Raw genomic sequence first — 12460 nt, 5'->3', positions numbered from 1 at the left:
GGTAGGCTGCTGCCGCCCCACACCCACGTTTCGCACGCCTCCTGAGAGGACACGAGTTCTCGTGAAGTCCCCCTTCAAGCGCCGTACGGCCCTTGTCGCCGTCCTGATCGCTCCTGCCCTGGCGGCGTGCGGCTTCGGCGCGCAGACCGACCAGCCCTACCAGCCGGCCCAGGGCGCCTACAAGCGCTCCGCGAGCGCCGAGATCCACAACGCGGTCGTGGTCGCGGCGGAGAACGGTTCGGGCACGTTCGCGGGCAGCATCGTGAACAACACCAACGAGGAGCTCGCCCTCACCGGCGTGACCGGCGACGGCATCACCGCGACCAGCGACGGCGTGAAGATCGCCCCGAACGGGATCGTCAACCTGGCCACCCCGGTCAAGGGTCTCCCGCAGCTCTCGCTCGCGGGCTCCGCGATCAAGGTCGGCGAGCACGTGCGCCTCACCTTCACGTTCTCCGACGGGGACTCGCTGACCGTCAACGCCACGATCGTGAGCAACGACCCCGAGGACGGCAACGAGTACCTCGAGGTCCCGATGGCTCCGACCGAGACTCCGGACGACAAGGCCACGGACGAGGCCACCGAGAAGCCCGGCGACGAGGCCACCGCGCCCGCCGACGAGGAGACCGAGCAGGCCGAGGGATGACCTCCACGCTCGTCCTGCTCCGCCACGGCGAGAGCGAGTGGAACGCCAAGAACCTGTTCACCGGCTGGGTCGACGTCGCGCTGACCGAGAAGGGTCGCGCCGAGGCTGTCCGCGGAGGTGAGCTGCTGGTCGAGGCCGGGATCCTGCCCGACGTCCTGCACACCTCGCTGCAGCGGCGCGCGATCACCACCGCCGCCCTGGCCCTCGATGCGGCGGACCGGCACTGGATCGAGGTGAAGCGCTCCTGGCGCCTCAACGAGCGGCACTACGGCGCGCTCCAGGGCAAGGACAAGAAGCAGACGCTGGAGGAGTACGGCGAGGAGCAGTTCATGCTCTGGCGGCGTTCCTTCGACGTACCGCCGCCGCCGCTGAGCGACGACGACCCGTACTCCCAGGCCAACGACGCCCGGTACGCCGACCTCGGCGAGGACCTGCCGCGCACCGAGTGCCTCAAGGACGTCATCGCCCGCTTGCTGCCCTACTGGAACGACGAGGTCGTCCCCGACCTGGCCGCCGGGCGCACCGTGCTGGTCGCAGCGCACGGCAACAGCCTGCGCGCGATCGTGAAGCACCTCGACCAGATCTCCGACGAGGACATCGCCGGCCTGAACATCCCCACCGGGATGCCGCTGGTCTACGAGCTGGACGCCGATTTCAAGCCGACCGTCCCCGGCGGTCGCTACCTCGACCCCGAGGCTGCTGCCGCTGCGGCCGCCGCGGTGGCCAACCAGGGCAAGTGATCAAGGAGGCGTCAGCGGCCTTGATCGTCGGTCATCGAGCAGCGAGCGCATAGGCGAGGAACGAGCTCGGCGACCGAGCGCGCGAGATGTGGTGAGGGACGCGCGGTCCCAGCCACGTCAGCTGGTGAGGTAGGTCGGCTGCTCGCCGGTCACCAGGAACACGACCCGGCGGGCGATCGAGACCGCGTGGTCCGCGATCCGCTCGTAGTAGCGCCCCAGCAGGGCGATGTCGACGGCCGGCTCGACGCCGTGCTTCCAGTCCGACCCCAGCAGCTCGCGGAACGAGCTGCGACGGAGCTTGTCCATCTCCTCGTCGACCTGCTCGAGCTCCTCGGCGGCGGCGACGTCGGAATCGGCGATGACGTGGCCGACCTTCGCGATCATCACCTCGGCGACCGCGGCCATCCGGGCGATCGTCGGGACGACCTCGTCGGGCACCGCGACGTCGGGGACGCGCAGCCGGGCGATCTTCGCGACGTGCACCGCGAGGTCACCCATCCGCTCGAACTCGCTGACCATCCGGAGCGAGGCGACGAGCATGCGCAGGTCGCCGGCAACCGGGTTCTGGAGCGACAGCAGCTCGAAGCTGCGGTTCTCGATCGTGACCCGGAGGGAGTCGATCGCGGCGTCGTCGGAGATCACCTGCTCGGCAACCGTCGCGTCCCCGTCGAGCAGGGCGCCGGTCGCCTGGGAGACGGCGTTCCCCACCAGCTTGGTCATGGTGAGCAAGTCGTCCCGAATCGAGTCGAGTTGGTCTGCATAGGCATCGCGCATGACCCTCACCCTAGGCGCGGCGGGTGAACAGCAGGGGGCGTTGTGTGAACGGGGGGCGAACAGTCCTTGAAAGCCATAGCGAGCGGCCGAACCACTGGGTGAAACCCTGCGTACGATTCCCGGTGTGAGCCCGACGACCCAAGCGTTGCTGTTCGCCCTGCTCGGCGCAGCCATCGGTGCTGGTGTCGTCCTCGCCTGGCGGATCAGCGAGACGCAGACGCACCCCCGCAACGTACCGGCAACGCCTGCCAGCGCGCTGCCGCCGGGGGTCGCCGCCGTTCTCTCGGTCCTGCGAAGCAGCGCCCTGGTCGTGGACGCCAGCGACCAGGTCCTCAAGGCCTCGGCACCCGCCATCGCGATGGGTCTGGTGCGTGAGCGCCGGCTCACCGTCCGCGAGCTCGAGGAGCTCGTCCAGCAGGTACGCCGCGACGGCCAGATCCGCGAGACCGAGGTCGTGATGACCCGGGCGCCGGGGACACCGCCGCGCTACGTCACCGCGCGCGTCGCCCCGCTCAGCTCCCAGCTCGTGCTGGCGCTGGTCGAGGACCGGACCCGTGAGCGCCGCGTCGAGTCGATCCGACGCGACTTCGTGGCCAACGTCAGCCACGAGCTGAAGACCCCGGTCGGAGCCATCCGGCTGCTCTCCGACGCCGTGATCGATGCCTCGGACGACCCCGAGGCGGTCCAGCGCTTCGCCGGTCGGATGCACACCGAGAGCGAGCGCCTCGCCCGCCTCGTGCAGCAGATCATCGAGCTGTCCCGACTCCAGGGTGACGACCCGCTCGACGAACCGGTCGCCGTCGAGGTCGACGCGATCATCACGCGCGCCATCGACGAGAACCTGACCGACGCGAACGCGAAGAGCATCTCCCTGGTGCACAACGGCGAACGCGACCTGACGCTGCTCGGCAACAGGGAGCAGGTCGCCGTCGCGATCGGCAACCTGGTCGCGAACGCGGTGGCCTACTCCCCCGAGGGCTCCTCGGTCGTGGTCTCCGCCAAGCCGGGCGACACCACCGTGGACGTCTCCGTCACCGACCAGGGGATCGGTATCCCCGCGACGGAGATCGACCGCATCTTCGAACGGTTCTACCGGGTGGACCCTGCCCGGCACCGTTCCACCGGCGGCACCGGCCTGGGGCTGTCGATCGTCAAGCACGTGGCTGCCTCGCACGGCGGGGACGTCCGGGTCTGGTCCGTCGAGGGCCAGGGTTCGACGTTCACCCTCACCCTTCCGAGGAAGACACCCACCACCAACGTGGAGGCAACAACATGACCCGAGTCCTGGTAGTCGAGGACGAGGAGAGCTACAGCGACGCCCTGTCGTACATGCTCCGCAAGGAGGGCTTCGACGTGGCGATCGCCGCCACCGGCCCCGACGCACTGACCGAGTTCGACCGTGCCGGCGCGGACATCGTGCTGCTCGACCTGATGCTTCCGGGCATGCCCGGCACCGAGGTGTGCCGGCAGATCCGGCAGACGTCCAACGTCCCGGTGATCATGGTCAGCGCGAAGGACGACGAGGTCGACAAGGTCGTCGGTCTCGAGCTCGGCGCGGACGACTACATCACCAAGCCCTACTCACCGCGCGAGCTGGTCGCCCGGATCCGCGCGGTGCTGCGCCGAGGCACCGAACCCGACCTGGCACCCCTGACGCTCGAGGCCGGCCCGGTCCGGATGGACACCGAGCGGCACGTCGTCACCATCGACGGCGAGGACGTCCGGCTGCCGCTCAAGGAGTTCGAGCTCCTCGAGATGTTCCTGCGCAACCCCGGCCGGGTGCTCACCCGCGGTCAGCTGATCGACCGGGTCTGGGGATCGGACTACGTGGGCGACACCAAGACGCTCGACGTGCACGTGAAGCGGCTCCGGGCGAAGATCGAGCCCAGTCCCGCGGAGCCGGTCTTCCTCACCACGGTGCGAGGACTCGGGTACAAGCTCGACCTCTGAAGGCCCGGTACATTCGACCAGTGCGCAGGTCCTCGCTCATCCACGACAGTCTCGGCGTCCCCGACCTGCTCCGCCGCGCGCGGATCCCGAAGGACCTGGACGCGGTCACCACGGTCGGTGACGAGGTCGACCCCACCGACGTCGGGATGACCCGCGACAACGTCGAGGCGATCTGGGAAGCCGCCCGGAACCTGTACCGCTCCGGCATCCACCCCGCCGTCGCGCTCTGCGTGCGCCGGGAGGGCCAGGTCGTCCTGGACCGCGCGATCGGTCACGCCAGTGGCAACGGCCCCGATGATCACCGTGACGCCGAGAAGGTGCTGGCCACCCCCGACACCCCCTTCTGCATCTTCTCGGCCACCAAGGGCACGACGGCGACGCTGATCCACCTGCTCGACGAGAAGGGTCTGCTGCACATCGGCGACCCGGTCGCCGAGTACCTCCCCGAGTTCGCCCGCAACGGCAAGTCGAACATCACGATCGGTCACGTGCTCTCGCACCGCGCGGGCATCCCGAACGCTCCGAAGGATGCCCTGACCTTCGACACGATCGACGACTGGCAGGCCCAGCGCGAGTACATGTACGACGCCAAGCCGCTCTCCCGTGCCGGGACCAAGCAGGCGTACCACGCCGTGTCCGGTGGCAGCCTGCTCGGCGAGGTGGTCCGCGAGATCACCGGGCGCAGCATCCGCGACGTGCTCGCCGAGGAGATCCTCGAACCGCTCGGCTTCCGCTGGATGAACTACGGCGTCGCCCCCGAGGACATCGGCAAGGTGGCGGTGAACTACCCGACCGGACCAATCCCGGTCCCGCCGCTGAGCACCTTCCTGACCCGCGCGCTCGGCGTGCACCCGGACGAGGCGACTCGGATGTCGAACGACCCGCGGTTCCTCACCGCCGTGCTTCCCGCCGCCAACGGGGTCGCCACCGCGAACGAGCTCGGTCGGTTCTACGAGGTGCTGCGCTGCGGGGGCGAGCTCGACGGCACCCGGGTGATCGGCGAGCGCACCCTGCGCCGGGCGCGGGTCGCGCAGTCGCACCTCGAGGTCGACGGCAGCCTCGGTCTGCCGATCGCCTTCAGCTACGGCTACATGCTCGGCGGCAAGGTGCTCAGCCTGTACGGGCCGAACACGACCAAGGCGTTCGGCCACCTCGGCTGGATCAACATCATGGGGTGGGCCGACCCCGAGCGTGCGCTGTCGGTCGGGCTGATCACCACGGGGAAATCGGTCATCTACCCCGAGCTCGCGCGGTTCTGGGAGATCGGCCACCGGATCGGCCTGGAAGCGGCACCGATCGGCTGAGGCTGCTTGCGCGGTCCGCGACAATGATGGAGTGACCAGCGCGCTTCCGACTGCGACCCCGACCGCGGACTCGATGGCCGACGTCCTCGGGGACCGGCGCTGGCTGGTCCTCACCGGTGCCGGCGTGTCGACCGACTCCGGGATCCCCGACTACCGCGGGCCGGGAGCTCCGGTCCGCCGGCCGATGACGTACGCCGACTTCCGGCGTACCGAGGCGGCGCGGCAGCGCTACTGGGCGCGTGCCTACCTCGGGTGGTCGGCGATGGGGACCGCCCTCCCGAACGCCGCGCACTCGGCGCTGGTCGGTCTGGAGACGGAGGGGCGGCTGTCGGGCCTGATCACCCAGAACGTCGACGGCCTGCACCGGGCGGCCGGGCACCGGGACGTCATCGACCTGCACGGTCGGCTCGACCAGGTGATCTGCCTGGGTTGCTCGACGACGACCGCGCGCGCCGAGCTGCAGTCCGTGCTCGCCGACCTGAACCCGGGCTTCGGTCCGGACGCGCTGGTGCAGCTGCCCGACGGCGACGTCGCGCTGGAGGAGACCGCCACCTTCGTGGTCGCGCCGTGCGGCCGGTGCGGTGGCGACCTCAAGCCCGACGTGATCTTCTTCGGCGAGAGCGTGCCTCCGCCCCGGGTGCAGGAGTGCCAGCGGCTGGTCGAGGAGGCCGAGGCACTCGTGGTCCTGGGCTCGTCGCTGCAGGTCTACAGCGGCCGGCGGTTCGTGAAGCAGGCGCACGCACGCGGCATCCCGATCGTGATCGTGAACCGCGGCGAGACCCGCGGCGACGAGCTGGCGAGCCTCAAGGTCGACGCGGGCTGCGCCGAGACCCTCACCGGCTACGCCACGTCGACGACCCGCGCGGTGTGAGCACCTGACCGGTTCGTCCCCGGGGGCGGCATCGGCATGGCGTCGTCCGCGGAGTCCTCGACGAGCTCACCTCGACGCACCCGGACGGCGATGATCCCCTCGAGCCGGACGATGCAGTGGTCCTGGCCGTCCTCGAGGACGACACCTGCCGTGTCGCTGCCGACGATCCGGCCGCTGAGCCAGACCCCTCCGACCAGCACGTCGACGACGTGCCCCTCGTCGTGAGCTCGGGTCAGTGCCCGCCCGACGGTGTACAGCATCGAGGTCTGCACGGCTCGCCCTCCTTGGCTTCGTGAATCGTGCTGACCTCCACTGTCACCCCGCGCACCCCCGGTCCGGGGCCGTTCGGCGAAGGTCGGGACCAACGACCCGTGCTCGCTAACCGGCCGGCGGCACCTTCGGCTTGCGCCGGGTGACGAGGACCCCGCCGATGCACACAGCACCGCCGACGAAGGCGAGGACCGGCGGGACCTCGTCGAGCAGCACCCAGGCCAGCACCGTGGCGATCACCGGCACCAGGAACGTGGTCAGCGACTGCTTGCCGGCGTCGGTGAAGCGCAGGGCGAACGCCCAGGTGAGGAACGCGACGGCCGTCGGGAAGAGCCCGAGGTACCCGATCAGCAGCAGAGTCTGCGCCGATCCGTGCGTCACCACGTCCGACAGGTCGCCCACCCACGGGAGGCACACCACGACGCCGATCCAGCAGGCGTAGCAGGTGACCTCGAGTCCGGTGAGACGTCGCAGCAACACCTTCTGGCACACCACACCGATGGCGTAGGTAGCCGCTGCGAGCAGGGCGAGCAGCACGCCGTCCAGGTCGGAGCCTCCGTCGCCGCGCATCGCACTGCCGATCACGACCACGCCACCGAAGGCGACCGCCATGCCGAGCAGCAGCGACCCGGTGAGCTTCTCGCCGAGGAAGAGCGCCGCGAGCAGCGCGATCAGGATCGGGCCGACCTGGACCACCATGGCGGCCGTGGCGGCGTCGATCTTCTGCTCGCTCGCGTTCAGGGCCAGGTTGTAGATGCCGAACCACGCGACCCCGCAGCCGAGCAGCAGGAGGATCTCGGTGCGGGTGAACCGGTTGCGCGGGGAACGCAGCAGCACCACCGAGAGCGCCAGCGCCGCGATGAGCAGCCGGCCCAACGAGAGCGCACCCGGGCTGACCTCGTGCCCGAGGTGCCGGATCGCGACGAAGGCCGAGGCCCACAGCAGCAACGTCGTCGCGATCGCCGCGACCGGCTGCCAGGCCGGCGGTGCGGTGGTGCTCGAACCGGCGGGGGGAGCTGGGGTCGTCGTCACTGATCGAACCTAGGCGACCGGGACGTCCCGCGGCACACCATTTTCGGACGGCGACCCGCAGGATCCGGACAACATCGGCGACCCGGTGATTGTCCGTCCACCGGGGTGCTGACACCCTGTCCGGCATGAGCGAGGAGAGCGCGAACCCCCGTCGGGTGCTGTTCGGGATCATCGGCGCGATCGTGCTGATCGGCGTCATCGGCTTTGCGATCTCGCGGTCGGTCGACGACGAGCCCGAGGGTGGTACGTCGGTGGTCGAGCCCGGCGCGAACGTGGACAAGTTCAGCGCCGAGGGGATCTGCGCCGCGGATGCCGTGGTCCGGTTCGACGTCGAGACCTCGGCGAAGAGCGGCTCCTTCACCGCGACCGCCGCCGTCGAGAAGTGGCTCGGCGCGAACGAGACCGCCCGCTCGACGAACATCGACGAGGACACCAAGCGGGTCGGTCTGGCCGAGCCGGGCAAGCAGCCTCGGGTGGTCCTGACCGTGAAGCGGACCGACAACCTCTGGCGGGTCACCGAGACGGCGGCGTGCCTGGAGAAGGCCACGGGTCGGTCACCGCTCGCCTTCTTCGAGCTCGGCACGAAACGTCTCGGTCCCCAGGACGGCGACGTGAAGGCGGGTGCGCTCGTCGGCCAGGCAGAGATCGACAGACTGACCTCCGAGGCGGGCGGCAGCTTCATCTCGCGCGGTCGCGTCGCCCCGATCTCGGTCTTCGAAGCGACAGGCAGGCCGGTGGACTACGCGATCGTCCGGGACCACAAGCCGGTCCTGCTCTCGCGGGTGGTCCAGCGGGGTTAGTCCGCGGCCGGCTCCACCTCGAGCCAGCCCCGGAACGCCTCCAGGTTGGCGGTCGACTCGCCGTTCGCGATCCGCCAGTTCCACTCCTTGCGGATCGCCGAGGCGAAGCCGAGCTCGAGCAGCACGTTGAAGGACTCGTCGGCGTAGGACAGCACCGACCCGAGCAGCCGGTCGATCTCCTCCGGGGTGACCACGCTCAGCGGCAGCCGCGCGTCCAGGAAGATGTCGCCGACCGCGTCGAGGGCGAAGGCCATCGCGAACATCTTCATGTTGCGCTCGAGCATCCACCGGTACACGGCTTCGAAGTTCTCGTCCGGCTTGCGGCACACGAACGCGTGCAGGCTCAGTGCGTGCGCGCCCACCTCGATCCGCACCGGGATCTTGAGCTTGCGCTCACCGGGCAGGACGACGTCGACGATGCCGGGCGTCAGCTCCTCCCAGTCGATCCCCCCGTCGGTCAGCGCCGCGCGCAGGACGTCCGCCGCGCTCATCGGACACCCTCTGCGGTGAGGACCTGGACCGCACGCTGGTAGACCTCCAGCGTCGCGTCGGCCGTCCGCTCCCAGCTGAAGCCGGACGCCTGCGCGACCGCGCCCATCGACAGCTCGGCGCGCAGCGCCGGCTCCGCGATCACGCGGCGGAACACCCGGGCGTAGTCGGCCGGGTCGTGACCCTCGACCAGGAAACCGGACTCGCCGTCGACCACGGCGGTGGTCAGGCCGCCGACAGCGGCAGCGACGACCGGAGTGCCGACGGCCTGGGCCTCCACGGCGACGAGCCCGAAGCTCTCGTTGTACGACGGCACGCACACCAGGGTCGCGGCGGCGTACCAGTCGACCAGCTCGTCGCGGCGCACGGGCGGCACGAACCGGACGACGTCGGCGATGCCCAACGAACGCGCCAGCCCGACCAGGGCGTCAGGGTGCTCCAGCCCCGTGCCCGACGGTCCGCCGATGACGGCGACCACGAGCCGGTGGCGTAGCGACGGGTCCTGGCGCAGCAGCTCGGCGGCGGCGCGGAGCAGCACGTCAGGCGCTTTGAGCGGCTGGATGCGGCCCACGAAGGCGAGCACGTGCGCGTCCTGGCGCACCCCGAGCCGGGCGCGCGCAGCGGCCATCGAGGTCGGGCGGAAGGCGTCCAGGTCGACACCGGGGTGCACGACCTCGACCTTGGACGGGTCGGCGTCGTAGCGGTTGATCAGGTCCTTCGCCTCGTCGACCGTGTTGGCGATGAGCATGTCCGCAGCGGCGACGACCTGCTCCTCGCCGATCACCCGCGCCGGCGGCTCGGGAGCGTCGCCCTCGGCGAGCAACGCGTTCTTGACCTTGGCCATCGTGTGCATCGAGTGCACCAGCGGCACGCCCCACCGGTCGCGGGCGAGCGCGCCCACCTGTCCGGAGAGCCAGTAGTGGCTGTGCACGGCGTCGTAGTGGCCGAGGTCGAACTGGGCCTCGGTGCGCAGCACCTCGCGGGCGAACACGCAGAGCTGGCCGGGCAGCTCGTCCTTGGCCAGACCCTCGAAGGGTCCGGCGACGATGTGCCGCACGTTCACGCCGGCCGAGACCGGGACGAGCGCGGGCAGCTGCGAGTCGGTGGCGCGGGTGAAGATGTCGACCTCGATGCCGCGGGAGGCGAGCCGCTTGGCCACCTCGGTGACGTACACGTTCATGCCGCCGGCGTCACCCGTCCCGGGCTGCTCGAGGGGCGAGGTGTGCAGACTGATCATCGCGAGACGACGGATCGACGGCTCCGCGCCGTGCGGCTCGTCGTGCGTGCGCGCTGCGTTCACCTGGCCTCCTCCCCTGGCACCGATCACCGACACAACCACCGGTCATTGTTGCCCATTCCCCCGTGCCAGGATGGGAAACCCCCTTCCGCGCAGTCCCCGAGGAGCCCCTGTGAGCACCGATCAAGCCCGAGTCGCCGTCGTCACCGGTGCCAGCAGCGGGATCGGCGCCGCCTCGGCCCGGGCTCTCGCCGCGGACGGGTACCGGGTGGTCTGCGCGGCACGGCGTACCGACCGGATAGCCCAGCTCGCGGAGGAGATCGGCGGCACCGCGGTCACCTGCGACGTCACCTCGGCGGCGTCGGTCGCCGCACTGGCGGACAGTGTCGGGGACCGCCTGGACGTCCTGGTCAACAACGCCGGCGGTGCCTTCGACGCCGCCCACGTCGCCGACGCCGAGATCGAGACCTGGCAACGGATGTACGAGGTGAACGTGCTCGGCGTGGTCCGGGTGACCCAGGCGCTGCTACCGGCGCTGCGCGCTACCGGGCACGGCCTGATCGTGAACATCGGCTCGACCGCGGGAACGAACACCTACGTCGCCGGTGGCGGCTACACCGCGGCGAAGCACGGCCTGCGCGCGGTCAGCCAGACCCTGCGCCTGGAGCTGAACGGCGAACCGATCCGGGTGACCGAGATCGCGCCCGGGATGGTGCACACCGACGAGTTCGCGCTGACCCGGCTCGGTGACGCGGACCGTGCGGCTGCCGTGTACGCAGACGTGGACAGCCCGCTGGTCGCGGCGGACGTGGCCGAGGCCGTGCGCTGGGTCGCGACCCTCCCCCGGCACGTGAACGTCGACGAGATGGTGCTGCGGCCGGTCGCCCAGGCGGCGCAGTTCCAGCTGCACCGGGGGCCGATCTTCTCCGACTAGCGGCGCAGGTACTTCCGGATCCCGGCGACCACTGCTGCGGCGTACGTCTGCTGGCCCTTGCCGCTGGAGAACCTCTTCGCCTCCCTGGCGTTGCGCATGTTGCCGAGCTCGACCATCGCGATCGGCACGTCGGACTTGTTCAACGTTCCGAGGTCCGAGCGGATCACCAGACCGGTGCCGCCGGCGAGGTAGTTCGACCGCTTCACCCCGTGCTGGTCCAGGCCGGCGCGCAGCGCCTTGGCCAGCCTCAACGACCGCTTGGCGATGTCGTTCGTCCACGGCTTGCGCGACTTCGGCGCGATCACGTGGAAACCGCGGCCGGACGCACGGGTGCCGTCGGCGTGGAGGCTCACCGTGAGCGACGCGTGCACCTTCTCGCCGAACCTGCCCCGGACGTCGACGCACGGTCCCCACAGCTTCGGGCTGTTCCGCGTGCGGGTCATCAGCACGGTGGCCCCGAGCGCCTCGAGGCGTTTCTTCACGGCCGACGCGATCGCGAAGTTGGCCGTCGCCTCCGGGTAGCCGCCGTTGGTCGAGGTCCCCGTGGTGTTGCACGGCTTCTCGAAGCCCCCGGCCGGGACGAGCCTGTTGATCTTCGCCGGGAAGCGGTGGTTGCCGAGCTGGTGACCCGGGTCGAGGGCGATCCGGATCCCGGCCAGCGGCCGAGCGGTCGTCCTGGCGACCAGCGTCTCCGGTGCCACCACGGTCTGCCCGGCGACGACCGCGACCCGGTCGGGCCGGTCGTCGTGCACGCGCTCCGCTCCGGGAGCCGACCCCGAGGTCAGCACCGCGGTGAGCCCGACGGCGACGACCGCCGTCGCGGCGAGAACCGAGCGGATCAACGCTGCAGGCCTTCGGCGATCTGCTGGACCGCGTCGTGGATGGCCGCTGCCGCCGCCGCGTGCATCTCCGGACCCCGGCGGAAGGGGTCGGGCACGTCCTGCTCGACCGAGCCCGCGGCGGAACGGTGCGCACCGGCCCACTTGACGACCTCGGCCGGCGAGGTGGCGTCGTTCATGCCGGTCAGCGCAGCGAACTCCAGGATGGTGAAGGTGCGCCGCAGCGCACCCGGTGACTCCGAGAGCACCTGCGAGCGCAGGTCGCGGGTGGCCGTCAGGATCAGGTCCGCGCCCTCGATCAGGTCGGGGGTCAGCTGGCGGGCGGCGAAGCCCTTTGGATCGCCGCCGTAGCCGACCAGCTCCGCCGCGGCGTACTTGCTCATCGCGTAGCCGACCATCGCCCCGACCCCGGCGCTCGAGACGGTGAACCGGTCCGTCGGCAACCGGGCCGCCAGCAGCCGTTCTCCCACCGGGGAGCGGCAGACGTTGCCGATGCAGACGAACAGCACCGAGAACGTGGGGGCGCCAATTGGCGGTGGCAGGTCGGACACGAGACTCACGATAGACTTCGGGG

Annotated in this window: 15 protein-coding genes; 8 read left to right on the top strand and 7 right to left on the bottom strand. The window is 70.5% G+C overall.

What is annotated here, in order from left to right; genetic code table 11:
* Nucleotides 1-61: 61 nt before the first annotated feature.
* Together ABIE44_RS11720 and ABIE44_RS11715 are read left to right on the top strand one after the other, a co-directional pair.
* A complete protein-coding gene (locus ABIE44_RS11720; RefSeq protein ID WP_209717704.1) occupies nt 62-646 on the top strand; it encodes a copper chaperone PCu(A)C in 585 nt (194 codons plus the stop codon).
* A complete protein-coding gene (locus ABIE44_RS11715; RefSeq protein ID WP_209717707.1) occupies nt 643-1386 on the top strand; it encodes a phosphoglyceromutase in 744 nt (247 codons plus the stop codon). Before ABIE44_RS11720 ends, ABIE44_RS11715 begins: the two co-directional genes overlap by 4 nt.
* Before the next feature lie 117 nt (nt 1387-1503).
* Here ABIE44_RS11715 and phoU read toward each other — a convergent pair whose 3' ends face one another.
* Entirely contained in the window at nt 1504-2160 is a 657-nt protein-coding gene (gene phoU / locus ABIE44_RS11710; protein ID WP_209717709.1) for a phosphate signaling complex protein PhoU, read from the bottom strand.
* A 124-nt stretch (nt 2161-2284) separates the two neighbouring features.
* Between phoU and ABIE44_RS11705 the strand changes: the two genes are divergently transcribed.
* Genes ABIE44_RS11705 through ABIE44_RS11690 form a run of 4 tightly spaced genes read left to right on the top strand, consistent with a single transcriptional unit; the run spans nt 2285 to nt 6285 of the window.
* On the top strand, nt 2285-3436 hold the full coding sequence (locus ABIE44_RS11705) for a sensor histidine kinase (RefSeq protein ID WP_209717711.1): 1152 nt from the start codon (nt 2285-2287) through the stop codon (nt 3434-3436).
* Complete coding sequence (locus tag ABIE44_RS11700) at nt 3433-4110, top strand: response regulator (RefSeq protein ID WP_209717714.1); 678 nt, start codon at nt 3433-3435, stop codon at nt 4108-4110. The genes ABIE44_RS11705 and ABIE44_RS11700 overlap by 4 nt, the downstream gene beginning before the upstream one ends.
* 20 nt (nt 4111-4130) lie before the next feature.
* Nucleotides 4131-5414 carry a serine hydrolase domain-containing protein gene (locus ABIE44_RS11695; RefSeq protein ID WP_209717716.1) on the top strand — a complete coding sequence of 428 codons (1284 nt, stop codon included), beginning with the start codon at nt 4131-4133 and terminating at the stop codon, nt 5412-5414.
* Between the two features lie 31 nt (nt 5415-5445).
* Nucleotides 5446-6285: an NAD-dependent protein deacetylase gene (locus tag ABIE44_RS11690; protein ID WP_354438023.1), complete on the top strand. Its 840-nt coding sequence runs from the start codon at nt 5446-5448 to the stop codon at nt 6283-6285.
* On the opposite strand, the gene ABIE44_RS11685 is transcribed toward ABIE44_RS11690, so the two are convergent.
* Both ABIE44_RS11685 and ABIE44_RS11680 read right to left on the bottom strand, forming a co-directional pair.
* Entirely contained in the window at nt 6255-6557 is a 303-nt protein-coding gene (locus ABIE44_RS11685; protein ID WP_209717719.1) for a hypothetical protein, read from the bottom strand. The genes ABIE44_RS11690 and ABIE44_RS11685 overlap by 31 nt on opposite strands.
* 106 nt (nt 6558-6663) lie before the next feature.
* Nucleotides 6664-7587, bottom strand: a complete 924-nt coding sequence (locus tag ABIE44_RS11680; RefSeq protein WP_209717721.1) for a DMT family transporter — start codon at nt 7585-7587, stop codon at nt 6664-6666.
* Between the two features lie 125 nt (nt 7588-7712).
* On the opposite strand from ABIE44_RS11680, the gene ABIE44_RS11675 reads away from it, so the two are divergent.
* On the top strand, nt 7713-8387 hold the full coding sequence (locus ABIE44_RS11675) for a hypothetical protein (protein ID WP_209717724.1): 675 nt from the start codon (nt 7713-7715) through the stop codon (nt 8385-8387).
* On the opposite strand, the gene ABIE44_RS11670 is transcribed toward ABIE44_RS11675, so the two are convergent.
* Both ABIE44_RS11670 and mshA read right to left on the bottom strand, forming a co-directional pair.
* Nucleotides 8384-8878, bottom strand: coding sequence for a type III secretion system chaperone family protein (locus ABIE44_RS11670; RefSeq protein WP_209717727.1), 495 nt, complete (start codon nt 8876-8878; stop codon nt 8384-8386). The two genes, ABIE44_RS11675 and ABIE44_RS11670, sit on opposite strands and share 4 nt — an antisense overlap.
* Nucleotides 8875-10176, bottom strand: a complete 1302-nt coding sequence (gene mshA, locus ABIE44_RS11665; RefSeq protein ID WP_502912733.1) for a D-inositol-3-phosphate glycosyltransferase — start codon at nt 10174-10176, stop codon at nt 8875-8877. The genes ABIE44_RS11670 and mshA overlap by 4 nt, the downstream gene beginning before the upstream one ends.
* A gap of 70 nt (nt 10177-10246) precedes the next feature.
* Between mshA and ABIE44_RS11660 the strand changes: the two genes are divergently transcribed.
* Nucleotides 10247-11047, top strand: coding sequence for an SDR family oxidoreductase (locus ABIE44_RS11660; RefSeq protein ID WP_354438022.1), 801 nt, complete (start codon nt 10247-10249; stop codon nt 11045-11047).
* Here the strand turns inward: ABIE44_RS11660 and ABIE44_RS11655 are convergent.
* Nucleotides 11044-11889: an N-acetylmuramoyl-L-alanine amidase gene (locus ABIE44_RS11655; protein ID WP_354438021.1), complete on the bottom strand. Its 846-nt coding sequence runs from the start codon at nt 11887-11889 to the stop codon at nt 11044-11046. The genes ABIE44_RS11660 and ABIE44_RS11655 overlap by 4 nt on opposite strands.
* Entirely contained in the window at nt 11886-12437 is a 552-nt protein-coding gene (locus ABIE44_RS11650; RefSeq protein WP_209717741.1) for an arsenate reductase/protein-tyrosine-phosphatase family protein, read from the bottom strand. The genes ABIE44_RS11655 and ABIE44_RS11650 overlap by 4 nt, the downstream gene beginning before the upstream one ends.
* Nucleotides 12438-12460 lie beyond the last annotated feature (23 nt).

The sequence above is a fragment of the Marmoricola sp. OAE513 genome (assembly GCF_040546585.1).
Taxonomy (GTDB): domain Bacteria; phylum Actinomycetota; class Actinomycetes; order Propionibacteriales; family Nocardioidaceae; genus Marmoricola.
Note: the sequence above shows the minus strand (reverse complement) of the source record. Positions and strands in the feature narration are given on the sequence as shown.

Coding starts and splice junctions, on each gene's coding strand:
- ABIE44_RS11715 (WP_209717707.1), top strand. CDS start 643: ATGACCTCCACGCTCGTCCTGCTCCGCCACGGCGAGAGCGAGTGGAAC.
- phoU (WP_209717709.1), bottom strand. CDS start 2,160: ATGCGCGATGCCTATGCAGACCAACTCGACTCGATTCGGGACGACTTG.
- ABIE44_RS11700 (WP_209717714.1), top strand. CDS start 3,433: ATGACCCGAGTCCTGGTAGTCGAGGACGAGGAGAGCTACAGCGACGCC.
- ABIE44_RS11675 (WP_209717724.1), top strand. CDS start 7,713: ATGAGCGAGGAGAGCGCGAACCCCCGTCGGGTGCTGTTCGGGATCATC.
- ABIE44_RS11670 (WP_209717727.1), bottom strand. CDS start 8,878: ATGAGCGCGGCGGACGTCCTGCGCGCGGCGCTGACCGACGGGGGGATC.
- ABIE44_RS11660 (WP_354438022.1), top strand. CDS start 10,247: ATGGGAAACCCCCTTCCGCGCAGTCCCCGAGGAGCCCCTGTGAGCACC.